At 64.9% G+C, this 25370-nt stretch carries 28 protein-coding genes; 23 read left to right on the forward strand and 5 right to left on the reverse strand.

Annotated elements, in window-relative coordinates; all coding sequences use genetic code 11:
* Positions 1-191 precede the first annotated feature (191 nt).
* The 17 genes from IPP90_22835 to IPP90_22915 all read left to right on the forward strand — a co-directional run bounded on the left by IPP90_22835 (position 192) and on the right by IPP90_22915 (position 14242).
* A complete protein-coding gene (locus IPP90_22835) occupies positions 192-461 on the forward strand; it encodes a flagellar biosynthetic protein FliQ (protein MBL0173473.1) in 270 nt (89 codons plus the stop codon).
* A gap of 26 nt (positions 462-487) precedes the next feature.
* Positions 488-1315: a flagellar biosynthetic protein FliR gene (locus tag IPP90_22840; GenBank protein ID MBL0173474.1), complete on the forward strand. Its 828-nt coding sequence runs from the start codon at positions 488-490 to the stop codon at positions 1313-1315.
* A 1-nt stretch (position 1316) separates the two neighbouring features.
* On the forward strand, positions 1317-2411 hold the full coding sequence (locus IPP90_22845) for an EscU/YscU/HrcU family type III secretion system export apparatus switch protein (protein MBL0173475.1): 1095 nt from the start codon (positions 1317-1319) through the stop codon (positions 2409-2411).
* Positions 2412-2466: 55 nt separating this feature from the next.
* Entirely contained in the window at positions 2467-4545 is a 2079-nt protein-coding gene (gene flhA, locus IPP90_22850) for a flagellar biosynthesis protein FlhA (GenBank protein MBL0173476.1), read from the forward strand.
* Complete coding sequence (locus IPP90_22855) at positions 4535-5377, forward strand: hypothetical protein (protein ID MBL0173477.1); 843 nt, start codon at positions 4535-4537, stop codon at positions 5375-5377. Before flhA ends, IPP90_22855 begins: the two co-directional genes overlap by 11 nt.
* Positions 5378-5388: 11 nt before the next feature.
* On the forward strand, positions 5389-6267 hold the full coding sequence (locus tag IPP90_22860) for a hypothetical protein (GenBank protein ID MBL0173478.1): 879 nt from the start codon (positions 5389-5391) through the stop codon (positions 6265-6267).
* Positions 6268-6302: 35 nt separating this feature from the next.
* Positions 6303-7058, forward strand: coding sequence for a FliA/WhiG family RNA polymerase sigma factor (locus tag IPP90_22865; GenBank protein ID MBL0173479.1), 756 nt, complete (start codon positions 6303-6305; stop codon positions 7056-7058).
* On the forward strand, positions 7055-7696 hold the full coding sequence (locus IPP90_22870; GenBank protein MBL0173480.1) for a hypothetical protein: 642 nt from the start codon (positions 7055-7057) through the stop codon (positions 7694-7696). Before IPP90_22865 ends, IPP90_22870 begins: the two co-directional genes overlap by 4 nt.
* Before the next feature lie 163 nt (positions 7697-7859).
* The gene (locus IPP90_22875) at positions 7860-8564 is read left to right on the forward strand and encodes a flagellar hook basal-body protein (GenBank protein MBL0173481.1); all 705 of its coding nucleotides are present in this window, start codon (positions 7860-7862) and stop codon (positions 8562-8564) included.
* Positions 8565-8578: 14 nt separating this feature from the next.
* Positions 8579-9367 (forward strand): flagellar basal-body rod protein FlgG, encoded by a 789-nt coding sequence (flgG, locus tag IPP90_22880; GenBank protein MBL0173482.1) that lies wholly within the window; start codon positions 8579-8581, stop codon positions 9365-9367.
* Positions 9367-9879 carry a flagellar basal body P-ring formation protein FlgA gene (gene flgA, locus IPP90_22885; protein ID MBL0173483.1) on the forward strand — a complete coding sequence of 171 codons (513 nt, stop codon included), beginning with the start codon at positions 9367-9369 and terminating at the stop codon, positions 9877-9879. Before flgG ends, flgA begins: the two co-directional genes overlap by 1 nt.
* Positions 9880-9890: 11 nt before the next feature.
* Positions 9891-10568, forward strand: coding sequence for a flagellar basal body L-ring protein FlgH (locus IPP90_22890; GenBank protein MBL0173484.1), 678 nt, complete (start codon positions 9891-9893; stop codon positions 10566-10568).
* Positions 10565-11638, forward strand: a complete 1074-nt coding sequence (locus IPP90_22895) for a flagellar basal body P-ring protein FlgI (GenBank protein ID MBL0173485.1) — start codon at positions 10565-10567, stop codon at positions 11636-11638. Before IPP90_22890 ends, IPP90_22895 begins: the two co-directional genes overlap by 4 nt.
* Positions 11635-11982 carry a rod-binding protein gene (locus IPP90_22900; protein ID MBL0173486.1) on the forward strand — a complete coding sequence of 116 codons (348 nt, stop codon included), beginning with the start codon at positions 11635-11637 and terminating at the stop codon, positions 11980-11982. Before IPP90_22895 ends, IPP90_22900 begins: the two co-directional genes overlap by 4 nt.
* Positions 11982-12524 carry a flagellar protein FlgN gene (locus tag IPP90_22905; protein MBL0173487.1) on the forward strand — a complete coding sequence of 181 codons (543 nt, stop codon included), beginning with the start codon at positions 11982-11984 and terminating at the stop codon, positions 12522-12524. The genes IPP90_22900 and IPP90_22905 overlap by 1 nt, the downstream gene beginning before the upstream one ends.
* A gap of 2 nt (positions 12525-12526) precedes the next feature.
* Complete coding sequence (gene flgK / locus IPP90_22910; protein MBL0173488.1) at positions 12527-13975, forward strand: flagellar hook-associated protein FlgK; 1449 nt, start codon at positions 12527-12529, stop codon at positions 13973-13975.
* Positions 13976-13981: 6 nt separating this feature from the next.
* A complete protein-coding gene (locus IPP90_22915) occupies positions 13982-14242 on the forward strand; it encodes a carbon storage regulator (protein MBL0173489.1) in 261 nt (86 codons plus the stop codon).
* A gap of 8 nt (positions 14243-14250) precedes the next feature.
* Here the strand turns inward: IPP90_22915 and IPP90_22920 are convergent, their stop codons facing one another.
* Positions 14251-14919 (reverse strand): hypothetical protein, encoded by a 669-nt coding sequence (locus tag IPP90_22920; GenBank protein MBL0173490.1) that lies wholly within the window; start codon positions 14917-14919, stop codon positions 14251-14253.
* A 21-nt stretch (positions 14920-14940) separates the two neighbouring features.
* On the opposite strand from IPP90_22920, the gene motA reads away from it, so the two are divergent.
* The gene (motA, locus tag IPP90_22925; protein MBL0173491.1) at positions 14941-15798 is read left to right on the forward strand and encodes a flagellar motor stator protein MotA; all 858 of its coding nucleotides are present in this window, start codon (positions 14941-14943) and stop codon (positions 15796-15798) included.
* Between the two features lie 2 nt (positions 15799-15800).
* Positions 15801-16712 (forward strand): OmpA family protein, encoded by a 912-nt coding sequence (locus tag IPP90_22930; protein MBL0173492.1) that lies wholly within the window; start codon positions 15801-15803, stop codon positions 16710-16712.
* A gap of 4 nt (positions 16713-16716) precedes the next feature.
* Here the strand turns inward: IPP90_22930 and IPP90_22935 are convergent, their stop codons facing one another.
* Entirely contained in the window at positions 16717-18012 is a 1296-nt protein-coding gene (locus IPP90_22935) for an HDOD domain-containing protein (protein MBL0173493.1), read from the reverse strand.
* 72 nt (positions 18013-18084) lie between these two features.
* On the opposite strand from IPP90_22935, the gene IPP90_22940 reads away from it, so the two are divergent.
* The 4 genes from IPP90_22940 (at position 18085) to IPP90_22955 (ending at position 22206) form a co-directional block, all read left to right on the forward strand.
* Positions 18085-18981: a hypothetical protein gene (locus IPP90_22940; protein MBL0173494.1), complete on the forward strand. Its 897-nt coding sequence runs from the start codon at positions 18085-18087 to the stop codon at positions 18979-18981.
* A gap of 35 nt (positions 18982-19016) precedes the next feature.
* Positions 19017-19721: an ABC transporter ATP-binding protein gene (locus tag IPP90_22945; protein ID MBL0173495.1), complete on the forward strand. Its 705-nt coding sequence runs from the start codon at positions 19017-19019 to the stop codon at positions 19719-19721.
* Positions 19718-21481: a hypothetical protein gene (locus tag IPP90_22950; protein MBL0173496.1), complete on the forward strand. Its 1764-nt coding sequence runs from the start codon at positions 19718-19720 to the stop codon at positions 21479-21481. Before IPP90_22945 ends, IPP90_22950 begins: the two co-directional genes overlap by 4 nt.
* 80 nt (positions 21482-21561) lie before the next feature.
* Complete coding sequence (locus IPP90_22955) at positions 21562-22206, forward strand: hypothetical protein (GenBank protein MBL0173497.1); 645 nt, start codon at positions 21562-21564, stop codon at positions 22204-22206.
* Positions 22207-22239: 33 nt separating this feature from the next.
* Here the strand turns inward: IPP90_22955 and IPP90_22960 are convergent, their stop codons facing one another.
* The 3 genes from IPP90_22960 to IPP90_22970 are packed head-to-tail and all read right to left on the reverse strand — an operon-like array spanning position 22240 to position 25370.
* Complete coding sequence (locus tag IPP90_22960; GenBank protein MBL0173498.1) at positions 22240-22995, reverse strand: hypothetical protein; 756 nt, start codon at positions 22993-22995, stop codon at positions 22240-22242.
* On the reverse strand, positions 22992-24125 hold the full coding sequence (locus IPP90_22965; GenBank protein MBL0173499.1) for a DNA recombination protein RmuC: 1134 nt from the start codon (positions 24123-24125) through the stop codon (positions 22992-22994). Before IPP90_22965 ends, IPP90_22960 begins: the two co-directional genes overlap by 4 nt.
* Positions 24126-24167: 42 nt before the next feature.
* Positions 24168-25370: an alpha/beta hydrolase gene (locus IPP90_22970; GenBank protein MBL0173500.1), complete on the reverse strand. Its 1203-nt coding sequence runs from the start codon at positions 25368-25370 to the stop codon at positions 24168-24170.

Below are 25370 nucleotides of genomic sequence, written 5' to 3' on the forward strand. Positions count from 1 at the left end.
GCGGCACGTTTTTCCGGTTCAATCGCAGGCTGTGCAATTCCGTTTCCAGTCAAAGTGCGTAAAGTGTTGTGAATAATGAACTTATGATTTTGGACCAATGAGATATCCGCTGGTACGGTCCCTGCCTATAGAGTCGCCAGAGTCGCCCGCACCGCGACGTACCGACCCCCAGGCCTCCGACCTAGCACCAGATGTCTCACCAGATGGTCATCGACCTCTCCCGCGACGCGATCATGACGGCCCTGATGATCGCTGCCCCCATGCTGCTGATCGCGCTGGGTGTCGGGCTGCTGGTCAGCATCATCCAGTCGGTCACGCAAATCCAGGAGCAGACCCTGGCTTTCGTGCCCAAGCTGGTGCTGGTAGGTGGCGCGTTCATCGTCGGGATGCCCTGGCTGCTCCAGATCCTCATCCGCTTCACCACCCAGCTCATTCGCGGGATTCCCGCGATGGTCGCCTGAGTGGCGCTGTTCGCGAGCACGTGGTCGTGAGCGATTTCGGTCTCCCCGATTTCTTCGCCCCGGGCGTCGCGGCAGCCTGCGTGCTGACCGCGCTGCGCGTGGGCGGACTGCTGCTGATCGCGCCCGCGTGGTCGGCCAAAGTCGTCCCCATGCGGCTCCGCACTGTGCTGCTGGTGCTGTTCGCCGTGTTGCTGCTGCCGGCCGCGCGCGCCAACACCGATCTCGCATCGCTGCGCATCACACCGGCCACGTTCCTCGCCGAAACGGCCGTGGGCTTCATGATCGGTATGGCCGGCGCGCTGGTGATTGCCGCCGCCGAGTTCGCGGGCGAGTTGATGACCACCACGATTGGTCTCTCCGGCGCGGCCATTTTCGATCCACTCAACAACACCCAGGGCGCCATCCTGCAGCAGTTCATGCAGCTCATGGCGCTGATTGTCGTGCTCATCGGCGGCGGCCACATCATCATGCTGCAGGCCGTCGCACAGAGTTTTGTCTCCATGCCCCTGGGCGCGCCGCTCCACATTGGCGACGGGTCGCACGCCGTGGTGGTTGCCGCCAAGTCCATCTTCGTGACCGGTGTGCAGTTTGCCGCACCCGTGATCGCGGCCGTGCTGCTGCTCAATCTCGCGCTGGCCGTGCTTGGACGCGCCGCACCGCAGCTCAACATCATGGGTGTCGCCTTTCCGCTGCAGATTGGCGTGGGACTCATCACCTTCGCCGGTTCGCTGGCGCTGGTAGTGCACGCCATGAGTGATTGGACCCCCGGCTTCGCCTCCACGCTTGAGACGGTGGCCCGGGCAACGCACGTGACCGCCCCCGCAGCCGCGAACATCGCATCGGGGGTGCGCTGACATGGCCGACAACGAGTCCGGCGAAAAAACAGAAGCCCCTACTGGTAAACGGGTTGAAGAGGCGCGCGACAAGGGACAGATCGCGAAGAGCCCCGAGCTCACCACGGCAGCGTTTCTATTTGGCTCCACGGTGACACTGTCGTTTGCCGGGCCGCCACTCTGGCGTTTCCTGCTGGAAACCATGGGTCAGGGTTTGGCCACGTCATTCAACGACGAGCACACCGGCGCGTCGGCTATTCCGTGGCTGCAGACCATGGGATTTCGCACCATCGTGGCCGTGTTGGGTTTCGTGGGCGCCATGGCGTTGATCGCCATCGCCATTCAGGCCGCGCAAGCGGGTGGCATCATCACCACCAAGGCGCTCGCGCCGAATTTCCAGCGACTCAATCCGCTCACCAACCTCGGACGCATTGCCGGCAAGCAGGCCTGGGTGGAGCTGGCCAAGGCCATGCTCAAGATGTCCATCGTGGGGTGGGCCGTATACGCCACGTTGGTGGATGCGTGGCCCGACATCCAGGGCCTGGCCATGCAATCACCGCTGGCCCTGATGGACATCGTGCGCCAGTACGGTGTGGGAATGCTCAAGAACGCCGGCCTCATGTTCCTCGCGCTCGCGCTGGCCGACTACGCGTGGCAGCGCTGGAGTACGAACGAGCAGCTCAAGATGACGAAGCAGGAAGTGAAGGAAGAATCGAAGTCGCAGGAAGGCAACCCGGAAATGAAGAGTCGTCGCCGGCAGGTGGCGCGCGAGCGCATTCGTCGCGCGATGTTCGCCGCCGTGCCCAAGGCCGATGTCGTGATCGTGAACCCGGTGCACATCGCTGTCGCCATCAAGTACGACCCCAACGTCGCCCCCGCCCCGATGGTCGTGGCCATTGGGCAGCGCAAGATCGCCTTGCGTATCAAGGAACTCGCCTTTCAGCACGGTGTGCCGGTGATCGAGAACAAGCCCCTCGCCCGCGCGCTGCTGGCCACCACGAAAGTCGGTACGATGATTCCCGTCGACATGTATCTGGCCATCGCCGAGGTGCTCGCCTTCGTGATGCGTCAGCGTGAACGCTATGGTCGCCGCTGGCGCGGCACGGTGGCCGCATGAGCATCCTGCACATGAGTGACGCGCGCATGAGTGACTCCATATGACCGCCGCTGCCATGCCGATGGCGTTCGACGCGCCGGACACCAAAAAGCGCGCGGAAGTGGCGCTGGCAGTGGCCGTCGTCCTCATCATTGCGCTCATCGTGGTGCCACTGCCACCGATGCTGCTGGACCTGTGTCTCGCGGCCAGCATCGGACTCTCGCTGGTGGTGTTGCTGGTGTCGCTGTACACCACGAACCCGCTGGACTTCAGCAGCTTCCCCGCGCTGCTCCTGCTGCTCACGCTGTTCCGCATTGGCCTGAACGTGTCGTCCACGCGCCTCATTCTCACGCATGGGCACGCGGGCAAGGTCATCGAGGCGTTCGGCACGTTCGTTATTGGCGGCAATTATGCCGTGGGTATCGTCATCTTCCTGCTGCTGATCGGCATCAACTTCATCGTGATCACCAAGGGCGCCGGACGCATTGCCGAAGTGGCGGCGCGTTTCGCCCTCGACGCGATGCCCGGCAAGCAGATGGCCATCGATGCCGACCTGTCGGCCGGCCTCATTGACGAAAAGGAAGCGCGCATCCGTCGCGACGAGATCTCGCGCACCGCCGACTTCTATGGCGCGATGGACGGTGCCTCCAAGTACGTGAAAGGCGATGCCATACTCGGCATTTTGGTCGTGGCCGTGAACATTCTGGGCGGCATCTTCATTGGCGTGGTGCAGAAAGGCATGCCGCTGGCCAAGGCGGGCAGCACCTACACGCTGCTCACGGTTGGCGATGGACTGGTGTCGCAGGTGCCAGCGCTGATCATCAGCACCGCCGCCGGTCTTATGGTGACCAGCGCCACGGGCAGCGATCGCATGGGCGTGGTGTTGAGCCGCCAGCTGGGTTCGCACCCGCGGGCCATGTGGATGGCCGCTGCGGTACTCGGCGCGTTTGCGCTGGTGCCGGGTCTGCCGATGTTCCCGTTTGTCTCACTGGCCGGTGGCGCGGCCATTCTGGCGCGACTGTCAGGTCAGGCGGAAACGCGTCGTAATGAATTCGCGATGATCTCGGCGCCGCCCACCGAAGTCGAGGCGCCCGCCCCATCCGACCCGATGCGCGACCTGCTGCAGATCGATCCCATCGAACTGGAAGTTGGCTACGCGCTCATTCCGCTCATTGATGAAGGCCAGGGTGGCGATCTGCTCGAGCGCATCTCGCTGCTGCGCAAGCAGGCCGCCATCGAGTTGGGCATTCTCGTCCCGCCCATTCGCATTCGTGACGACATCCGGCTGCCGGCCAACGAGTACGTGATCAAGTTGCGCGGCTCCGAAGTGGCGCGCGCCGAAGTACTGCCGCGCTTCATGATGGCCCTCAACACGGGTGGCGTGGTCGCCGAAATCGACGGGATGGAGTCCATCGATCCGTCGTTTGGCATGCCGGCGCGTTGGATTGCCGGTGCGCGCCGCACGGAAGCCGAAGCGCTGGGCTATGTGGTGGTCGAACCCACCACGGTGGTGGCCACGCATCTATTGGAAACACTCAAGGCCAGTGCCTCGGAGCTGCTGGGCCGTCAGGAAGTGCAGGAGATGGTGGAGACACTCAAGAAATCGCACCCGGCGCTGGTGGAAGAGATCATCCCCAACAAGGTGTCGTTGAGTGTGCTGCATCGGGTGCTGCAACGCCTGCTGCGCGAGCGCGTGCCCATTCGCGACCTGGTCACGATTCTGGAAGCGCTTGGCGACGGCGCCGAAACCACCAAGGATCCGGAAGCGCTTACGGAAGTGGTGCGCAAGTCGCTCACCAACGTCATCGCGCGCATGTTCGCCGATAGCACGGGTGTCGTACGAGGTATCACGATTGGTGGCCGACTGGAGTCGGCGTTGCTGGGGCTCTTCTCCCCGCGCGCGTCGCAACCCAACGCACCGGTGCTCACCCCCGATTCACTGGCCGGCATGTTGCGCGACCTGAATCACCTGGCCACCACCTACGCGTTGGATGGTCGCCCGTTGCCACTCATTACGCCGCCGTCGCTGCGCATCGGCGTGCGTCGTCTGATTGAACCCGTGCTGCCCAGTCTCCCGGTGGTCTCGCTGGCTGAGCTGCCGGCGGCGATCACCCTGAGCAGCGTCGCCACCTGGGAGATGCCACATGGCTCCTGAACGATTCCGCGGCGCCGACCTGCCGCACGTGGCCGATCGCGCCAGACGCGCGCTGGGCGACGATGTGATGATTCTGCACACGCGCATGGTGCGTGACGGCGGCGTGCCGATGGTGGAAGTGCTGGCCACCACGTCCGACGTGATTGATCGTCTGCGCGCGCGTCTTGAACCGGCGCCGTTTCCGCGCCAGATGCGCGCGGCCGATGGCAAGCCGTATCGCATTGCGTTGGTGGGACCCACCGGTGCCGGCAAGACCACCACGGCCGCCAAGTTGGCCGTGCGTCGCGGCATGTTTGGTGCGGCCCGCACCGGATTGCTCACGCTCGACACGTATCGCGTGGGCGGCATGGAACAGCTGGCCACCTACGCCGAACTGGCGGATGTGCCGTTCGAAGTGATCTATGATGCCAGCGAGATCGACGCGGCCATGAAGCGTCTTTCGTCGTGCGACGTGGTGATCATTGATACCCCCGGTCGCAGCCCCGCGTCGTCCCAGCTCACCGAACGCTGGCGTTCGCTGTTGGACGCGCTGGCGCCCGACGAAGTGCATCTGGTGTTGCCCGCCTCGCTGCGTCCCGATCTCGCGCGCGACGTGTCCCGCGCCTACGCGGGTACGCGCGCGCACCGCGGCGCGACGCATCTGTTGCTGTCAAAGGTCGATGAAGTCCCGCGCGAATCGGGAGTGGCCGATCTGGCGCTGTCACTGGAGATGCCCACGCGCTGGGTCACCGATGGGCAGGACGTGCCGGCCGACCTCAAGCCCGGCGTAGCGCGAATTTTGCGGGCGTACGGTTTGTCGGCGGATACCGAAGCCGACTGGTTGCCGGCGTGAGCATATCCGTGATGCCGCAGACTTCCCATGGCGCGTCGCAGCTTGATGCGTTGCTTCAGCGTCGCCATCGCGAAACGCCTGGCGGGACGCACGCCGTGATACCGAACGACGGCGGCAGTGTGCCGACGTTGCTGTGCGCCAGTGGACGCGGCGGCAGTGGCACGACCATGATCGCCGCGCTGCTGGCCGTTGCCGCCGCTGGCGACGGCGCGCGCGTGCTGCTGATCGACGCCGATGAACATGTCGGACCGCTGTCCATGTTGCTGAACGTGTCCGCGCGGGCCAGTTGGCAGGATTTGCGCGGGGGACGCGTGTCGCCTTTGGACGTGGCCACTCCGGTCAGTACCACGCTGACCTTGGTGGCCGGTGGAGCGCCGCGTCACACCACGGGCACGAACAGCCCGCTCTCCGCCGCCGAACGCAAAGCGTGCATGCGGCGCCTGAGCCCGCTCGCCCTGGGAATGGACCTGGTGGTGATCGACTGCGGCGCCCGATTCGACACGGTGTCGGCCTCGATTGCACCGCACGCTGGCGAACGACTGCTCGCCATCACGGCCGGCGCCGATCCCATCGGACTGGCCGCGACCTATGCGCTGTGCAAGGCGGTGCATGCCCGGCACGGTGCCCTTCCACAGGATGTACTCGTCAATCGGCATGAGGGATCCGAGGCAGCGCGCTGCTTCGACGCCATCGATGCCGGTGTTCGTCAGTTCCTCGGTGGCACACTCCGTTTTGCCGGTGCCGTGCCCGCCGATCCGACGCTCGATGCTGCACTTCGCGCGGGGATGCCCTTCCCCGACGCGGCGGCAGGATCACCCGCAGCGATCGCCGCTCACGATGTCGTGATGCGCACGCTGGCCGGGACATCATCAACCCGACCAGGTGTCTGATTGTGACCTACGCAACGCCACAAGGATCCGTCGCCATGAATCCCACGCTCTGGCAGTCGTACCATTCCGGCAGTGACACCGCCCGCGACCGACTGCTGCAGGAGCACCTTGGACTGGTCCACCATGTCGCCCGTCAGGTCTCCCGCACGCTCGCGGTGCGTATCGACTTCGACGAGTTGGTCAGTGCCGGGACCATGGGACTGATGGCCGCACTCGAAAGCTTCGATGCGACGCGCGGACTGGCGTTCAGCACCTATGCCGCGCCACGCATTCGCGGCGCCATTCTCGACGAATTGCGCAAGCAGGATCACGTGCCGCGCTCAATTCGCCGCAAGACGCGAGAGATCAGCGCCGCGCGCGAAGTATGGATGCGCGAACACGGCCGAGCGCCGGAAGATCGCGAGTTGGCGGCACAGCTGAATGTGGACATGGAGACGTTGTGGCGCTGGCAGGCCGACGTGGAAGGTGCCCACCACATTCCGCTCGACCGGTCACCGGGTGAACGCGAGAACAACACGCCATCGCAGGCGGAGATGCTCCCCAGCAGCGAAGAGTCCGAGGTCGAGGAGCAACTCACGCACGCGCAGGAAGTGGTGCATCTCAAGGACGCCATCCTGCGACTGAAGGAGCAGGAGCGCATCGTGCTCTCGCTGTACTACTTCGAGGAACTCAAGTTGCACGAGATCGCCAAGGTGCTTGAACTCACCGAGTCGCGCGTGTCGCAGATTCGCTCGAAGGCGCTCAGCAAGTTGCGCGTGGATCTCAAGCCGTTGCGGGATCGCGTCGCATGAGTGCCCGACACACGCTCCCGCGCGGAACTCGGGTGATCGAGCGCGTGCGCTCGGCAGCCGCCGCTTCGATGCTGATTCGTTCGATGCTGCTGGGAACGCTGGCCATCGGCGTCACGGCGGGTGGCGTGATGGCCGGTGCGCTGGTCGTGGCACCCGTGGTGGCCAGAGCCACGCGCCCCGATGCCACCGCCCAGGTAGCTCGCTTGCTTGGCTCTGTCAGTTCGGCCACCATGACCGTCGCGCGAATCGCCCTGGAACAGGTGCTGGAGTTCAAATCCGACGTGCGCGCCGCGCTGCCAGTACCGGTCACCCGGTATGCGCCCCCGATTCTGGCCATCGTGTCCATCATCGGCGCACTGTCCGCGCTGTTCATGCGCCGGACCACGCCCCAGCGAACGCTGGTTCCGGTCACGGGCGACGCCCCTGCCGCGTCATTCAGCCTGTCCCGTCTGACCCCCCGCAGCTCAGCGCGCGTTGGTGGCAAACGCCACCGCACGCCACGTGCCGTCGAAGCGCTGGCCGCCACAGGAGCTTCCACAACCGACATCGCCTGGCGCACCGGACTACCCATCGACGCCGTCCAGCTGCTTCTTGCCATTTCGTCCGCCCCTCGGCAACTCCAGCCGCCAACGGCATGATTTTCCCTGTTGGCTCTGTCTCCCGTCTCCCGTCTCCCGTCTCCAGGCTGTAGTTAAAGTATTACCAGTAAACAACTTCCATCAGTTTCTCTCGGTCGGGCCACGGTGGCCCGACCGTTGCGTTTTGGGCTTGTGAGTTCGTGCACCCTTTTCTGAGCACGCCATGCCCGATCCAGTAAGACAGAACGGAATGACCAGCGCCGCCTCCGCCCTCCAGATGCTGGAGCGGCGGCAGCAGGTGCTGTCGAACAATCTCGCCAACGCCTCCACCCGCGGATTCAAGGCGGAAACCGCCTTCGCCCGCATGATGGGTGACGCGATGGCCACCACCGACACGGCCCTCGACCTCACCCCCGGTACGCTGAACGAGACGCACAACGCGCTCGATCTGGCAATCGAGGGCGACGGCTTCTTCGTCACGCAGACTCCGGCCGGAGAACGGCTGGTGCGCAATGGAAGCTTTCGCCTGGACGGCGACCGACGCCTGGTCGACGCACACGGCAGCCCGGTGCTGGGTGACGACGGTCCGATCACCCTGCCACTCGGCGTTGCCGAAATCGACGAAAGCGGGCTCGTGAAGGTGAACGGCAAGCCCGTGCAGCGTCTGCGCGTGGAACGCGTGGCCGATGGCACCCAGCTCAAGCATGAAGGCGGAACCCAGTTCGTGCCCGATGCCTCACGGCAGTCCGTTCCTCCGACACAGCGGCTCGTGCGACAGGGCTTCGTCGAAGAGTCAAACGTGAATCCGATGTCGGCGATGACGGCGATGATTGAAGTCCTGCATCGCTACGGCGCCGCACAGAAGACGCTGTCCACAATTGACGCGGTTCGCGGCATCGCCGTGACCGATCTTGCCAAGCCCGTCTAACCGGAACGCAATCCATGAATCCAGCCTTGAGCGCCGCCGCCACCGGCATGATGGCGCAGCAGACACGCACCGAAATCATCTCGAACAACCTGGCCAACGTCAACACGCCGGGCTTCAAGCGCAGTCGCGCGCACTTCGAAGACCTGCTGTATCAGACCGTGCAGGGACAGCAGATCCTGGGCGATCCCGATGCCACCACGTCACCGGCCATTCAGGTGGGTCGAGGGACGCGACTCGCCGGCGTCGATCGATTGCACCAACAGGGTCCCATCGAACAGACCGGTCGCAACCTCGACATCGCGGTCGAGGGTGAAGGGTTCTTCCAGATTCAAATGCCGAATGGCGATACCACCTACTCGCGTGACGGCAGCTTTCAGATTTCCGATCAGGGCCTGTTGGTGACCAGTGGGGGTCAGGCGCTGCAGCCACCGATTCGCGTTCCCGCGGATTCTGCCGAGCTCACCATCTCGGCCACTGGCATCGTGACGGTGCGTCGCGGTCAGGACATCCAACCCACGGAAATCGGTCGCATCGAACTGGCGCGGTTTGCGAATCCGTCGGGATTGCTGGCACTCGGGCAGAATCTCTACGCCCCCACGGCGGCGTCGGGACAGCCCGTGGTAGGCTTTCCCGCCGACGAGGGCCTGGGTCGCCTGCAGCAGGGCAGCCTCGAAGGCAGCAACGTCGAGATTGTGCAGGAGATGGTGGAGATGATCAGCGCCATGCGCGCGTACGAGATCAACTCCAAGGCCATCAAGACGGCCGACGAGATGGGTCAGATCGCCAACAACATCACCCGCTGATGTCGGTGCGTGTCATCGTCCTGGTGGCAGCGTTCGCGCTGGGTCCCGTGTCGCGGCTGTCGGCACAGGGTCCGTCGTTGAACGCTTCACCGCACGCGGTGGCTGGCGACTCGCTCGCGCGCGGCAGTTCGCGCGTGCGCCTGTCAATTGCCACGCGGCCGCTCCTGCGCGGCGACACGCTTCGATTGGAAGACATCGCGATCGTCGACACCATCATCGTGTGGCGTTGGTCAACCAGTGCGCCGGACACAACGCGCGCGCAGGCCGGCTGGATTGCCCGTCGTCCGATTGCCGCTGGTGAACTGCTGCGCTTTCCGGCTGTTGGCGCTCCGCCGGTGGTCACGGTTGGCGCGCGTGTGTCACTGATCTACCAGGATGGCCCGGTGCGCATCCTGTTGACTGGCGTCGCCACGAATACCGCACCGCTCGGCGCTCCTGTCGGCGTGCGAATCGATCCGACGCGCCGGCTCGACGGAATTGCCGTCGCGCCCAACACTGTTCGACTCCGCTGAGACCGACCGCCATGCCTCGCGTCGCATTCACATATTGTCCCGTACGCGCCGTCGCCGCGTCCTTGTTGCTGAGCGCCCCGCTCCTCGCGCAAACGCCGCCGGTGACACCGCCGGCCGCTGGTGCGGCCACGCAGGCCGCGGCCGCCACGACCGCCTCCACCGCGACCGCCTCCACCGCGACCGCGCGTCCCGTTCGGGAATCGTGGACCTCCGACCGGCGCAACTTCGCGGTCGGTGATCTCATCACCGTGCTGATCGACGATTACACGATCGCCACGGCGCTCAAGGAGAACACGGCCACCGATACCCGCACCCGCGGGCTTTCGGCCAGCGCACGACTGCCCACCTCCAGCAAGAATGTGGGTCTCGACACCCGCAACAGTGCCGACCAGCAACAGCGTGGGTCGTCGCGCCGCGAGAATCGCTTTCAGAACGAGTTGAGCGTGCGCATCGTGGCCATCGGGCCGAACGGGTTGCTGCAGCTCAAGGGCACCAAGAACATCAACGTCGACAAGTCCGGTCAGGACATCGTGTTTACCGGATTTGCGCGGCCCCAGGACATCTCGATCACCAACATGGTGGAATCCAATCGCGTGGCCGATGCGCAACTGGGCTACCTCTCACCCGGCCCGTTGGGCAAACCCAAACAAGGCATGATCAGCAAGGTGCTGGGAGCATTCTGGCCATGATCGATACCACGATTCGAATCAAAGGCGTACGCCTCGCGCGTCTCGCCGTATTGACGGCGGGATTGCTGTTGCTGCCGGTGCTGGCGCATGCACAGGGCGACGTGAAGATCCGCGATCTCACCTCTCCGGAAGGTGCGCTGCCAGTGCGCCTGGTTGGCTACGGGCTGGTCATCGGACTTGACGGCACGGGTGATCGCGCGATTGGCGGCCAAACGGCCGGCCAGACCGTTCAGGGCGTCATCAACGTGCTTCGCCGTTTCAATATTGAAGTGCCGGCCGAGTTGATCCGCATGCGCAATGTCGCGGCGGTGTTGGTGACGGCGGAGGTATCACCGTATCTGCGTTCGAGTGGCCGATTCGAAGTGCACGTCTCGTCGATGGGCGACGCCCGCTCGCTCAAGGGCGGCGTGCTGTATATGACGCCGCTGGTGGCCGATCCGAATGGTCCGCCGCTGGCCACCGCGCAGGGAACCGTCCTGCTCAGCGAAGGGGGTTCCACCACACGATATGCCACCACCATCGAAACCTCGGCACGCATCCCCACCGGCGGCGTGTTGGAAGCCGACTTGCCACGACCGACGATTGCCGCGACCTCGCGCTTGCTGCTGCGCGAGCCCGATCTGGGCACTGCCACACGAATCGCCACCGCCATCAACGGCGCATTTGGCGAGAAGACCGCCGTCGTGGAAGACGAAGGGTCCGTGCAGGTGACATTGGCCGACAGCATGGTGAAGGCCACCGCCTACACGCGCATTCGTGAACTCAGTGTCCGTCCCGAGCGCGCGCCGCGCCTGGTGATTGATGCCAAGGACGGCACCGTGGTTGCCGGTGGCGACATGATGATCGGTGTCGCGACGGTGAGTCACGGTGCCATCACTTTGGTGCTTGGGGCCGATGTGGCGGCCGATACCAGCGCCATTCCGGGCAGTGTCCGTCTGCCGGCCAACATCTCCGTCCAGCGCGTCGCGGCCGCTCTGCATGCGGTCCGCACGCCGCCGTCCGAAATCGCGGCGATCTTTGCCGCGCTGCGGGAAGTCGGTGCACTCACAGCCGAGGTGATCGTCCGATGATCGATCCCATCGGTCTCGCGGCGACGACGCCGAAGGCGACCGACAGCCGCGATACGAAGCTCCGCAAGGCCGCCCAGCAATTGGAGGGCGTCTTCGTCCAACAGCTGTACAAGTCCATGCGCGACACCGTTCCGCAGCAGGAAGGAATCGTTTCAGGCGGGGCCGGTGAGGACATTTTCACCGGACTACTGGATCAGCACCTTGCTGCCGAAACTCCCAAGCATTGGGACACCGGACTCTCCGACGCGCTGTATCGACAGTTGCGCCGAGGAATGCCCGTGGATTCCGCTGCCGCAGCGTCTGCTGCGGCGCCTGCGCCGAACTCCGTCACTTCCGCACTCTGATGTCGCCCACCCTGCTCACACCGGAAGCCGCGCCGCACTTCGGACCGTCCACCGCGGTCTTGCTGGAGGCGTTGCATGATGCGCTGATCAGCGAGCGTCGGTTGCTCGACGAACTGATTGCGCAGATGCGCCGCCAGCGTGCCGCCGTCGGCACCGACGACATTCAAGGCGTTGACGACAGCACCTTCGCCACGCACCGCGTCCTGGCCACGTTGGGTCAGGCCCGGCAGCGCCGTCGCCAACTCAACGTGTTGCTGGGCGGCAGTGAAGACTGCAAGCTGCGCGATCTCGAGGAGCAACTGGGCGATCAATTTGATGCGCGCATTCGTGACGCCCGTCAGCGCCTGCAACAGGCGGCCGATGTATTGACCCGGGAAGTGGGTATGAATCGCAAGCTGCTGCGCGAAGCGTTGTCATCCAACGGCCAGCACGTACGGACGCTCGCCGGTGGCCCGGCCACGTCGTCCACCTACGCGCTGGAGGGCACCGTCCCGGTGGCCACTGGCGCGCCGCGCGGCATTCTCGTCAACCGGACCGTCTGACCATGAGCTTCGGGCTGTTCGGCATCGCGCGCAGTGCGCTTCTCACGCATCAGACGGCGCTCCAGACGATTTCGCAGAACATTGCAAACGCGGAGACGCCGGGATACTCGCGTCAGGAAGCCGTGCTCGCGGCCAACACCCCGGTGCGCCTGCCGAATGGGACGGTCGGCACCGGCGTGCATGTCGACACGATCATTCGCAAGCGCGACATCATGCTGGACGACACCTATCGTGCGGCGGCAGGACAGTCGGGCGAAGCGGAACTGCGTGGCAGCCTGTTGGGCCAGATGGAAGGGATCTTTGGCGAGCCCAGCGACGCCGGCATGTCGAATGCGCTCGATCAGTTCTGGGGTTCGTGGAGCGACCTGGCCTCATCGCCCAGCAGCAGCGCCGCGCGCGCGGTGGTGCAACAGCGCGGTCGGCAGGTGGCGCAACTGTTCAACAGTTACGACGCCCAGTTGACGCAGCAGCGCTCGTCGTCGATGGAACGCCTGTCGGGCACCATCGCCGAGATCAACGCGTACGCCAAGCAGGTGGCCGACCTCAATGGTCGCATCATGTCGGCGGAAAGCGGCGGCAACAGCGCGAACGACCTGCGCGATCAGCGGGACCTCGCGGTCGACCGCCTGTCGAAGATTGCCGGCGCGCGCGTCATCAATCAGGCGAACGGCAACACCACGGTGTTGCTGGGCAATTCCACGCTGGTCGACGGCAACACGGCGCGCGTGGTATCGATGCAGCTCGATGTCCCGGTGCCGCCGCCGGCCGTCACCCCCGCGGACATTCCGGTCAAGCTGCGCCTGGGTGACTCGCCCGACCGGATGCTTGCGCCGGGCGGTGAGCTCCGGGCGCTGGTCGACAATGTGAACACGGACATTCCGGGAATGCGCGGGCGTCTTGATGCGATGGCCGCATCGCTCGCCACCGCAGTGAATGCCGCGCACACCACGGGATTCGTATTCAACGGCACGACAATTCCCGGCACGGCAGCCGGCAACTTCTTCGATGCGGGAACGGTCACCAATCCGGTGCGCGCGAGTACGCTCACGCTTGACGCCACCATCGCGACCGACGCCTCACAGATTGCGGCCAGCGGTGATGTCAACGCGCCCACGGACAACACGGCGGCGCTCACCCTGAGCGCGCTGCGCACCACCGGCGGCACGGTCAGCTACACCAATCCCGGTGGCGTGGTCGAAACCGGCAGCTTTCTGGGCTTCTTCCGCAGCACGGTGACGTCGCTTGGCATCAACGTGAAGGCGGCAGTCGACGATGCCACTGTCTATCGCACGCTCGCCGAGCAGGGTGACGCCCGTCGGCAATCGGTGAGCGGCGTGAGCACCGACGAAGAACTCGTCAACATGATGCGTGTTCAGCAATCGTACACGGCCGCCACGAAACTCATCAAGACGGCCGATGAGATGCTGCAAACCCTGCTTTCGCTGATCTGATCCACGATGCTGATACTTGGACGTCGCGAAGGCGACTCGATTCTTATTGAAGGCGGGATTCGCATTGTCGTCGTCTCGTGCGACCGCGGTGGTGTGCGGATCGGCATCGAGGCGCCGGCGGATGTCAAAATCCTGCGTGGTGAGATCGCCGACAAAGTGGCGCTGGAAAACCAGCGTGCCACCACGGTGCCGTCCGCCTCGCCCCTGTTGGCGTCGCTCAGGGCAGCGCCATCGGCGCCTACGGTTGTTCCGGTCGTGGACGCGTGAACTGCCGTTCAGCCCCGTCGCGATCGACGTGCCGCTTGCAGCGTCGGGACAATGACGCCGCCGCCGCCGTCCTCGGCCACACCGGTTCCGTGCCAAGGGGCGAGCAGCCACTTCACTGCGTCCACATCACGCGACATGCTGGCGTCCGCCTCGCCAATGGTGCCATCGGCGCGCACGCCGTGCACGGCGATTCGCACGGTTTCGGTGCTGCTGGAAATGGTGAGTGCGACGTGGCCGTCAACTCCACCGACCACGCGATGGGCCGCCCCGAGCATCACGGTCACCGCCATCACCAGGGCCGCCGGGTCGGCGTACGCCGGCTGCAGGTCGCCATCGAGTGCGACCACCGTCTCCAAGTCACGAACATCGGGATGATACGACTGGAGCGCGACCGCTTGCGTGGTGGTGTCGGTCGGGACAATCGGCTCGGCCACGGCGTCCGCTCGTCTCGGCAGCAGACGCAACAACTGCAGCAGCGCATCCAGACGTTCGCTCTCCGCCCGCAGGGTGGCAGCAGACGTCTCGAGGGACGCCGGCTGCATCTCGATCATGTAGGCCACGGCGCCAACCGTCCCCACGCGGTTGCTGAGCGCATGTGTCAGGCCGCGCAACAAATCGTCATGTACGGAGAGCCAGCGGGCCGCGCCCGTCTGCTCGCCGCTCACTGACTCGTCCACTCACACCCCAGGATCGCCCGCGTGTTCGTCATCATTGGCTTGGTCATCGTGTTTGGATCCGTCATCGGTGGCTATATGATGCACCATGGCGAGCTGATGGTGCTGGTGCAGCTCAACGAGTTCCTCATTCTCGGTGGTGCGGCCGTCGGCACATTGATCATCGCCAACCCGCCGGCGGTGCTGAAGGCCTGTCTGGGACAGACCCTTGGCTTGCTCAAGCCCAATCCGTACGGTGCCAAGGCGTATGCGGAACTGCTGCAGGTACTCTACGAGATCTTCCAGAAGGCCCGCAAGGACGGACTGGTCGGCCTTGAGTCGCACATCGAGAATCCGGAAAGTAGCGACATCTTCCAGAAATATCCGTCGTTCACAGGCAGCCACCATGCCATCGCGCTGCTGTGCGACACGCTGAAGGTCCTCCTGACGGGAACGGTGGAGGATCACAATCTGGCGGAGATCCTGGACGTTGACCTCGACAAGCATCATCACAAGACGATGCAGGTTCCGCATGCGATCACCACCGTGGGCGATGCCATGCCCGGCTTCGGCATCGTGGCCGCCGTGCTTGGCGTCATCATCACGATGGGATCGATCGGCGGCGCCGCGTCGGAAATCGGTGAAAAGGTCGCCGCCGCGCTGGTCGGGACGTTCCTGGGCATTTTGCTGGCGTACGGCGTATTCGGTCCCCTGGCCAAGGCCATGGAGAATCGCATTCACGCCGAGCACGATTACATGCTGTGCATCCGGACCGCACTGCTGTCGTTTGCCCGTGGCGATGCGCCCATGACGGCGGTGGAGTTTTCGCGGCGCAACATCGAACCGCACGAGCGGCCGAGCTTCGCCGAACTCGAAGAGCTCACCCGGAAGAAGGCGGCCTGATCATGGCCGCCCGCGCTGGCAAGAAGGTCATCATCGTCAAGAAGGTCATCAAGGGCGGCGGCGGCCACCACGGTGGATCGTGGAAGGTGGCCTACGCCGATTTCGTGACGGCCATGATGGCGTTCTTCATGGTGATGTGGATTCTCGGCATGGACGACAAGACGAAGCAGGCCATCGAGGGCTACTTCGCCAATCCGGTCGGCTACAAGAAAGGCTACGGCGCGGGTTCGAGTCCGTTGTCAACCGGCAGCACGCCTTCGAACGTGCAGAAGACCCAGCTGCGGATGATCGTGCGCTCCACCGAACAACGGACATTTGAGCAGCTCAAGTCGCAGATCCTCGACAAGCTGGCCAAGAGTGATTCGCTCAAGCGCCTGAACGCGTTGATTGACGTGCAAGTCACAACGGATGGCTTGCGGATTGAATTGGTCGAAACGGGCGCTGGCGATGTCTACTTCCCGCTTGGATCGGCGCGCATGAAGGCCGCAACAATGCTCGCGCTGCAGTTGATTGGCAGTGAACTGGCCCAGATGCAGCATCCCGTGGTGCTGGAAGGCCACACCGATGCGGCCAAGTTCGGTTCGGATGGCGGCTACGGAAACTGGGAGCTCTCGGCGGACCGCGCGAACGCCGCACGCCGCGTCCTGGAGAGCGCCGGCGTCACGGGTGGACGCGTTGTCGGCGTGACGGGTCTCGCCGACACGCACCCCCGGGTGCCGGACGATCCCATGGCGTCGGCCAATCGGCGCATCTCGATTCTGCTGCCCTACAGTCGGGTCAACGCCAGCGATGCGTCGGCCGAAGACATGGCCGCGACGAAACGGGACTCCTTGATTGCCAACATCGGCAAGCCGTTGCCGCAATCGCCGTCAACGACCATGCCAGTGGCCGCCGCCATTCCGCCACGGCCGTAGCGCGTTACGCGCGGTTCGCGCTCTGGATTCGATCGCGGGCCCACTGCGCCGCTTCGGCGTACATCGCCGCAGGGTCCAGACCGCGATCGGTCGCGTCGTCCACGTACGACGCATCCACCGTCAGCCAATCGCCGGCGTCGTAGGCTTTCGCCAAGGCCAGGGTCGCCGCGTGCGGCCCGGTGCCCCGCAGCAGTGCATTGCGGATGTCATCAGTGACCGGCAACTGCTCGAGAATTTGTGGCATGGGCTGCGCCAGCAACACGTCGATGAATGACAGCAGACCAACCATGAATCGCGCCGCCGGATCGCCCGATCCCGCACGTTCGGTCAGCAGCTCGCAGAAGCGGGCGCGAATCATGGCTTGCATCACCACTTCGTTCGCGACCGGGCTTTGCGTCGCCACCGACGCCACCAGCATCACCAGCAACCATCGTGAGAGCGCTTCGCGCCCAACCAGCCGGATGGCATGTGGAATGGACTCGACCGAGCGGGCGCCAAACGATGCCGAGTTGACGATGCGCAGCAACGCCAGCGAGAGGGAAGGGTGCGAACGGAACGCCTCCTCCAGCGCCGTATCACTCACCCGCGAGTCGCCCAGCAGCCCCATGACGTTGAGCATGGTGGTCTGCGCCAGCGAGATCGCGCGTCCATCAAGCGTCTCCGGTCGACTGAAGACATAGCCCTGGAACAGGTCGCATCCCAACTGCTGACATTCCGTTCGCATGGCGCCCGTCTCGACCCGCTCCGCCAGCACAGTGAGGCCCAGGCGTCGCAGACGCGTGACCGTGGGCGCCAGCTCGTCGCGCGTGAGATGCAACACATCCAGCTTCACGATCTTCACCAGCGGCAGGAGCACATCGAGTGACGGGCGACCGTCGTAGTCATCCAGCGCCAGCGTGTAGCCATCCGCCACGGCACGCCGACAGGCGTCTACTACGGCTGGCTCGCCATCGATTGATTCGAGCAGTTCCAGCACGACCGTGGAGGGATCGAAGACCTTGTAGAGCTCGCCCACCAGATGATCGCGGGTAATATTGACAAACGCCAGCACCCCGTCGGTGAGCCGATCGAGTCCGATCGACACCACGGCGTGCAACGCGGTGTCACTGCACATCGCGTCGCCGGAGATACTCCCTGAGTTGAGAGCTCCCGCACTGGCGCGATACAGCAGTTCGTACGCCACGCGGCGATTCCCGGTGTCAAATATCGGATGCCGCGCGACGTAAACCGTCTGCGCGGATGAAAGCGGTTCGGAAGTGGAGGTCGGCACAAGATCGAAGTTACGGAACGCCTGCTTCATGATGGCGTAGTCTATCTGCAGGCGATGGGAGGGCAATCGTCGCCCCCGCACATTTCATGGAGTATCGGCCGCATGATCCCGCAAACATTGTCATTCCTCGCGCCACGTTGGGGCCGCGTTGCGACGGCGTGGATGTTGGCGGTCGCGGTCGTCGCGTGCGACAAGGCGCCGCGCAGAGTGGCCATGGACTCGCTCCTGGATCGCGACCTGACGCTGGCAGGGGCGGCAGCCCCGTCGCCGCTCCCGCTGACCCTTTCGGACACGGCGCCAACCGGGCCGACAACGCCGGCGCGCGTTCCCCAAGCGGTACATCGCACGCCGACAACTCAACGACCGCGGCCGCCGCGCCAGGTCGTGTCCACTCCGTCGGCGGCCGCGCCCCTCCCGAGTCCGACGCCCGTTCCCTCCACACTCCCTGAGAGCGTCACACCCGATCGCGCGTCAGCAGCCGGAACTCGCCACGCGCTGGGAAGCGGCTCTATCCTCACTGGCCAAACCACCGCGCAGCTCTGTTCACTGGCGAACCGTCCCGGCGATCGCATCGTGGCCTCGCTCAGCACCGACGTCGCCTCTCCAGACGGCGGCGTGCTTCGTGCCGGTACGCCGATTCTGGTCGAAATGGCCGTGCCCTCCGATGCGGGGTTTGCCTTCAGGGTCATCGCGGTCCAGGTGGACGGGGTGCTGATCCCGATCACTGGCATCGTCAGGGTCGATGGGCCAACAACCAGGCACCAGGTTTCCAAGGGTGGCAATCAAGGAAAGGTGATTGGCGGTGCCGTTGCCGGCGCGATCCTCGGGCGCGTGCTGGGCGGCGGTGCAAAAGGTACTGTCATTGGCGCCGCGGGCGGCGCGGCCGCTGGCACGATTGCCGCCTCTCGTAATACTGTCACTGATGTCTGTTTGCCTTCCGGGGCGAACCTGACGGTAACGCTGTCCGCCCCACTCGTGCTCACCACAGGAACTCCGTGATCGAAGTCGAGCAGTACACCAAGCTGTATGGCGAGATGATTGCCGTGAATGCGCTGTCGTTTACCGTCCCGGCCGGTGAAGTGCTTGGGCTGGTCGGTCCCAATGGAGCCGGAAAAACCACCACGCTGCGCGCGCTCGCCGGCATCCTGCAGCCGACCTCCGGGAGCATTCGCATCGCCGGCATCGATCTGAAGTCGCATCCGGTTGATGCCAAGGCGCGGTTGGCCTTCATCCCCGACGAGCCGCAGCTGTTCGACTACCTCACCGTTACCGAGCATCTGCAGTTCATCGCCCGTCTGTATGGTGTCGACGATGCCGCACCGCGTATTCCGGTGCTGCTCGAGGAGCTCGAACTCACCCCCAAGCGCGATGCACTGCCGCCGGAGCTGTCCCGCGGCATGAAGCAGAAGCTGGCCATTGCCTGCGGATTGCTCCATCGCCCCGCCGTGGTCCTGTTGGACGAACCGTTGACCGGTCTTGATCCCGTCGGCATTCGCCGCATGAAGGAGACCATCACGGCCCGGGCGAGAGAAGGCGCCGCGGTAGTATTGAGTTCCCACCTGCTGCATCTGGTTGAGGAACTGTGCACGCGTATTCTCGTTATCCGTCGCGGTCAGGCCGTGGCGATCGGCACCATTCCTGAAATCGTGATGGCGCACCCGGAGCTGGCCGGACATTCGCTGGAAGAGATGTTCATTGCGCTTACCGGCGATGGGACGACCGCCTCGGCATCCGCATGATCGAGAACCTGGGCGCGGAACAGCGAACGCCGGCGCCGGCGTCGGCCCTGTGGTTCCTGTATGTGCACACGGCCCGCAATCGCTTTCAGGCGCAACTCAAGCGCGCCCGCAGTCCGCGCTACCTCGCGGCCGTCGTCCTCGGCATCCTCTACATCTGGTGGGCGATGTTCCGGAACACACGCCTGGGTGGAGGGCCTCTGGCGTCGATCGTGCGCACGGACATGATCCTGCCGGTCCTCGCGGCATTCCTGATGGTCTCGGCGGCTCGCTGGTGGATCTTTGGTGCCGATCGCGGCACGCTCGCGTTCGCGCCGGCCGAAGTGCAGTTCCTCTTTCCCGCTCCGGTCTCCCGGCGCGCGCTGGTCAACGCCAAACTTGTCCGGACACAGCTCGCGATTCTCCTCAACACCGTCATCTTTTCGGTGCTGCTCCGCGGCGGCGGCGGATCCGCGCAGGGATGGCGCCGCGGCATCGCACTCTGGATCGGATTTTCCGTGCTCGCCCTCCATCGGCTCGGCGCCGCGATCGTGCGCGCCAATGCCATCGAGCATGAACGGCCCGGGCAACGCCGGAGTCTCGCCCCCATCCTGATCTTCGGCGCTGTCCTTGGTGCCGTGGCCTGGGGGCTGGTGACAAAGCTCGCGGTCCTCAAAGCCGCCAGCACTCAAGGATTCAAGGCGGTGGCCCTCGCCATCGTCGACGCATTGCAGCAACCGATTCCGGCCGCCGCGTTGTGGCCCGTGCGCGCGGTACTCGCTCCGGTGTTTGCCACCGACGCTCGCAACTGGCTGTCCACCGTGCCGTTCGCGGTCGGCATCCTGCTCATACACTACCTCTGGGTCGTGCGACTTGACGCGGCATTCGAAGAGGCCGCGCTGGAAGCGACGCAGCATCGCGCCGAACGACTGCAGCGTTTTCGTTCGTCTCAGATGGGCAAGACGCGCTCCCGCAAAGGCAAGCTGACGCGCGTGCCGCGCCTCCCGTCATTCGGTCCGCCGGCGATCGCCGTGGCGTGGAAGAATGTCGCCGCCGCTATGCGTGGCGGTGCCTGGCGCTCCCAGTTGATTTCGTTCACCATCGGGCTGGTGATCATGGCGGTAGTCATTCGCTCGGCGTCGGAAGATGCCGCCGACCTGTTTGTCGGCATCACGGTCGGATGGGGCGCCATGCTGGTGTTTGTCGGACCACTGTGGATGCGCTTCGATCTGCGCCTCGATTTGCCGAGGCTCGCGATTCTCAAAACCTGGCCCCTGCCGGGACGTCAGATCGTTGCCGCCGAAATCGGCGCGGTCACGCTGCTCCATTCCGTCACCATCTGGTCGCTGATGGTCGTGCCGATCGTGCTGGCGGTGATGGAACCGACGCTACTGGCCAAAAGTGGTGCAGGCATCCCGATGTTTCTGGCCGTCGCACTCGGCATCCCGGTGCTCAATGCGCTGATGTTCACGGTCCAGAACGGCACGGCGCTGCTCTTCCCCGCCTGGGTCAAACTCGGGACCGAGGCGAGAGGTTTCGAAACCATGGGCCAGAATTTGCTCACCATGGGTGCCACGACGCTGGTGGCCGCGGTGGCATTGGTGTTCCCCGTTGGTCTGGGACTCCTCATCGTCTATCTGGGGCGTGGCCTGGAGGGATGGGCGTTGCCGCTGGCGACATTCCTGGGCGGCATTCTGCTATTGTTGGAACTGTGGCCGGTCATCATCTGGTTGGGTGATGTATTCGACCGAACCGATGTCAGTGACGTCGCCCTGGGCGCCTGACCCGGTTTACCCCCTGTACAGTAGTTTCGCGCACCCATCGATGCGGTCAGCGCACCAATCCTACTTGCCTGCATTCCGTCATGTCGTCCGACGATTTCGAGTATCCAGACCACGTGCCCGACGACGAGTTCTCCGACTCGTCGTCGGGCGAACAGCGCCCGGCCGTGTTCGTGACCACCCGTGAGCCCGTGAACCTCACGGTCACGCAACTTGATGATGCGCGCGCGCCGGAGTCGTCCGCGTTGGCCGCCTACATCGATGGTCGTCTGGTGGCGCGCAGCGCCATGGCGCCCGAAGCCATTGCACGGCTGGTGGACTTGCATCTGTTCGACGTCCCCGTGCGGCTTGGCCTCTTTGCTTTCGAGGAGGCGCCGGGGCTGCAGTGTCGGCTGTTCGCCCTGGTGCCGCGCACTTCACTCGAGGCGGACGCGCACGCGTCGGAACCATGGAAGGCCAGTGTGCCCGCCTACGAGGCGATGGCCGACGACGACGATGACGATGATGACGACGATGCGATGGACGGTGAGGACGACGACGGCGAAGATGACATGATGCCGTTCGAGACCATCCTCCTCGGGCATATCGTGCGCTTTGAAAAGGATCGGCAACATCCTGACGAACTCGCCTTGGAAGCTGTCGATATTCTGCAGCGCATCATTCACGGCGCCGAGTCACTGGAAGACGCGGACCGGAAGGCGATCGACGACTTGCTGGGATCGTTGTAGCGACAGGCGTTCTCAACCGGCCGCAACGCGTCGTCAGCGTGTGTCGAGCGTCGCGGCCATCCAGTGCAGACGCTTCCACAGATAGGACACGTACATCGCGCGGCGCCGCGCCACGTCGCCGCCGAATACGTCCAGCAACGTCTCCGGCACCACTGCAACGACCGCGTCGAGATCGGCGCGCGCACACCGCGGCATCAGCATTTCGTGTGCGGCTGACAACACCGGCTCGGCCCAGCCGAACACGTGCCCCGCGATGTCGTAGGGGCGATGCGCAGAATCTTCGCGCACGGCACTCCAGTCGTGGTGAAATGGCAGCGCCGCGCCGTGATCAATCAGCCAGTACGTGCCGCGACGCACCATGATATTGGGATTCGACGGCGACCGATCGAGATTCTGCACCAGCACGTCCAACCAGAGCACCGACGCCGCCACCTCGAGCGGGACGCGTTCGTACTCGGGTCGCGTGAGATTGCGCGCCGCCTCCAGAAACTCGAACCCCACATTGACGCCGACGCTGGCGTCCAGCAGGTCACGCAACTCATCGCTGACATCCGCCGACGGCACGCGTGGTGGCAGCGTCACCATCGCGCGAGCGGGAACGGCCAGCGAGAGCCGGTCGGCCAATTCGGCCACGATGAGTTCCGCAATGAGCGCCGGGATACCCTGCGCCGCGCCGCGCAGCTTGGTGAACCACAAACCGTCCGTCGTTTCGACGACCACGGGAGACGATGAGCCGTGACGTTCCCGGCGCACGACATGCATGGCCTGCACGGTTCGCATCGGCTTCACGGATTGATGTCCCGAACGGCTGTTTCCACCAGCGGCGGCGTCTCCAGCGGCGGCCCGCCTTCCTGCAGGTCGGCCAGTTTGCGGGCGCTCACCAGCACGCGGCTCTCGAGGCTGCCGACCGCGCGATTGTACGCCATGACCGCGCGCTGCAATCCCTTGCCGATCTCTCCCAGCTGCTCGTCGAACGCCGAGAGGCGTTGCTGCAACTCCTGGCCCAGGGCGATCACCTGCGCGGCATCGGCGGTGACGCGTTCCTGGCGCCAGCCGTAGGCCGCTGCCTTGAGCAGCGCAATCAGCGTGGTGGGGGTCGCCAGCAGCACCCGTTCACTCAATGCCGCTTCCAGCAGCGACGGATCCGCCTCGAGCGCAGCGGAAAAGAACGCTTCGCCGGGAAGGAACAGCACCACGAATTCCGGTGATTCGGCAAATTGCGCCCAGTACTTCTTCGCCGCGAGGCGCTGCACATGCGTGCGGAGTTGCGCGGCGTGCGCGGTGAGATAAGTCGCGCGCACACGATCATCCGACGCGGCCGAGGCTTCGAGGTACGCCGCGAGGGGCGCCTTGGCGTCCACCACCAGCTGCCGGCCGCCTGGCAAGCGCACGACCAGATCGGGCCGTTGCACACCGTCGTCATTGCGCACGGTGACCTGCGGCTCGAAATCACAATAGGCCAACATGCCCGCGAGTTCACAGACACGCCGGAGCTGCAACTCGCCCCACTGGCCGCGGACGGTCGGCGCACGCAGGGCCTGCGAAAGCCGTTGTGTCTCACCGCGCAGCGACTCGCTGACCAAGGAGACGGCGTCGAGTCGTTCCCCGATGACGCCGGTCGCATGTGCCTGCGCCGCGCCAATCCGTGCCAGCTGTTCGTCGTACCGAGACAGCGTCTCGCGAATGGGTTTGAGCAAGTCGGCCACGTTGCCGTGGCGTCCGGTCAGGCTTGCTTCCACTTCCTGCCGCACCAGTGCCTCGCGCAGCGCCCCCATGTCCGCGCGCGCAATGGCGTCGGTCTCGAGGCGCGCGCGCGCGACTTCGCCCGCCAGCATGCGTCGTTGCACAAGCCATGTCAGGAGCGCACCAACGCCGACGCCGACGATCAATGCCAGCATCACCATGCCAACATCCGTCACGACGGGTCCACGCGGATCACCATTCCCGTACCGCCCTTCGGCTCACGGCCGATGTGCCAGCAACCACGGAAGCGCCATCCGCACGCCGTTCCCGACCATCAACGTGTGACCTTCGTTCGCCAGCACCCGGTACGTTGCGGTCGGCGTGCCGTTCGCTGCGGCCTCCACGATTCGCGGCGGTGCGATGGGATCAAGCGCGGCACTGATGAACATGATGGGTGGGGCATTCGGCACCGCCACCGCCGAGCCACCCGCAAGGCAAGCGACGGCGGTGATCTGCTGGGGTCGCTGTTGCGCCAATCGGGCGGCAACCCCGGCTCCCATCGAGTGCCCCAGCACGTACACGCGCGCCGTGTTCACGCGATACTCCGATCGCAACACCGCCATCAGGCTGTCGAAATTCGCCGGTGATACGCCGAACGCGGACGTGGCCGGCGATACCACGATGGTGTTCGCGGCCAGGGCCAGGGTCGCAATGACGCCCTGTCCATAGGCATCGATAAACATGTTCTCGTCACCACCGGCACCATGCAGCGCAATGAGCACCGGCACCGGAGTCCCCGATGTTGCGGCGGCGGCAGGTGCCACGATGCGCAGCGGAATCAGCACGCCATTCGCGCCGCGGAACACGCGCCAGAGATCGCCCGCCTGCCCTACATAAGGGTCGCGTCCGCGTTCAAGCACGCCAACCTCGTGCGCCAGATCGCGCGCCAACTGCGCCGGGTCACTGAGGAATTCCGCACTGCGCTCGCGGGAGGGCACATCCACCAGCAACTCGGCGCGTGCACGAGCCGACACGAATGCCTGCGCCAGTGGACCCGTCGTGTCGATGGTCGCCAGACGCGCCAGAAACGCGTCACGCGCGACCGACGGCGCCCGTCCATTCACCAGTCGAGGCAACGCGAAAGGTGCTGGCGCAATGGCGGAGCCGGTCAGTGCCACGGTGGCCGAATCCACCCCCGCCACCGCTGCGGCAAATCGCCCCGTGAAGAAACTCAGCGTCGAGCGATCAAACTGCTGGTTGATGGTGCGACGAGTGCTGTCATCAAGCGATGCCGCGGCGTACGCCTTGTCCAGTCGCAGGTACGCGGCCCCAAGGTCGGCGCGTGTCACCGCCGCTCCGGTGGGCAATGGCGGCACCGCCGCCGACTGCGAAACCGCACGGAAGGCCGTAACGGTTGTCACCATCAGCATCGCCCCCGTGGCGACCGCGCATCGCGTCAGCGTCCGGAATCCAATTGCCAT

This window comes from Gemmatimonadaceae bacterium (assembly GCA_016720905.1).
Classification (GTDB): Bacteria; Gemmatimonadota; Gemmatimonadetes; order Gemmatimonadales; family Gemmatimonadaceae; genus Gemmatimonas.

Coding starts and splice junctions, on each gene's coding strand:
- IPP90_22835 (MBL0173473.1), top strand. CDS start 192: ATGTCTCACCAGATGGTCATCGACCTCTCCCGCGACGCGATCATGACG.
- IPP90_22845 (MBL0173475.1), top strand. CDS start 1,317: ATGGCCGACAACGAGTCCGGCGAAAAAACAGAAGCCCCTACTGGTAAA.
- flhA (MBL0173476.1), top strand. CDS start 2,467: ATGCCGATGGCGTTCGACGCGCCGGACACCAAAAAGCGCGCGGAAGTG.
- IPP90_22855 (MBL0173477.1), top strand. CDS start 4,535: ATGGCTCCTGAACGATTCCGCGGCGCCGACCTGCCGCACGTGGCCGAT.
- IPP90_22860 (MBL0173478.1), top strand. CDS start 5,389: ATGCCGCAGACTTCCCATGGCGCGTCGCAGCTTGATGCGTTGCTTCAG.
- IPP90_22865 (MBL0173479.1), top strand. CDS start 6,303: ATGAATCCCACGCTCTGGCAGTCGTACCATTCCGGCAGTGACACCGCC.
- IPP90_22870 (MBL0173480.1), top strand. CDS start 7,055: ATGAGTGCCCGACACACGCTCCCGCGCGGAACTCGGGTGATCGAGCGC.
- IPP90_22875 (MBL0173481.1), top strand. CDS start 7,860: ATGCCCGATCCAGTAAGACAGAACGGAATGACCAGCGCCGCCTCCGCC.
- flgG (MBL0173482.1), top strand. CDS start 8,579: ATGAATCCAGCCTTGAGCGCCGCCGCCACCGGCATGATGGCGCAGCAG.
- flgA (MBL0173483.1), top strand. CDS start 9,367: ATGTCGGTGCGTGTCATCGTCCTGGTGGCAGCGTTCGCGCTGGGTCCC.
- IPP90_22890 (MBL0173484.1), top strand. CDS start 9,891: ATGCCTCGCGTCGCATTCACATATTGTCCCGTACGCGCCGTCGCCGCG.
- IPP90_22895 (MBL0173485.1), top strand. CDS start 10,565: ATGATCGATACCACGATTCGAATCAAAGGCGTACGCCTCGCGCGTCTC.
- IPP90_22900 (MBL0173486.1), top strand. CDS start 11,635: ATGATCGATCCCATCGGTCTCGCGGCGACGACGCCGAAGGCGACCGAC.
- IPP90_22905 (MBL0173487.1), top strand. CDS start 11,982: ATGTCGCCCACCCTGCTCACACCGGAAGCCGCGCCGCACTTCGGACCG.
- flgK (MBL0173488.1), top strand. CDS start 12,527: ATGAGCTTCGGGCTGTTCGGCATCGCGCGCAGTGCGCTTCTCACGCAT.
- IPP90_22915 (MBL0173489.1), top strand. CDS start 13,982: ATGCTGATACTTGGACGTCGCGAAGGCGACTCGATTCTTATTGAAGGC.
- IPP90_22930 (MBL0173492.1), top strand. CDS start 15,801: ATGGCCGCCCGCGCTGGCAAGAAGGTCATCATCGTCAAGAAGGTCATC.
- IPP90_22935 (MBL0173493.1), bottom strand. CDS start 18,012: ATGAAGCAGGCGTTCCGTAACTTCGATCTTGTGCCGACCTCCACTTCC.
- IPP90_22940 (MBL0173494.1), top strand. CDS start 18,085: ATGATCCCGCAAACATTGTCATTCCTCGCGCCACGTTGGGGCCGCGTT.
- IPP90_22945 (MBL0173495.1), top strand. CDS start 19,017: ATGATTGCCGTGAATGCGCTGTCGTTTACCGTCCCGGCCGGTGAAGTG.
- IPP90_22950 (MBL0173496.1), top strand. CDS start 19,718: ATGATCGAGAACCTGGGCGCGGAACAGCGAACGCCGGCGCCGGCGTCG.
- IPP90_22955 (MBL0173497.1), top strand. CDS start 21,562: ATGTCGTCCGACGATTTCGAGTATCCAGACCACGTGCCCGACGACGAG.
- IPP90_22970 (MBL0173500.1), bottom strand. CDS start 25,370: ATGGCAATTGGATTCCGGACGCTGACGCGATGCGCGGTCGCCACGGGG.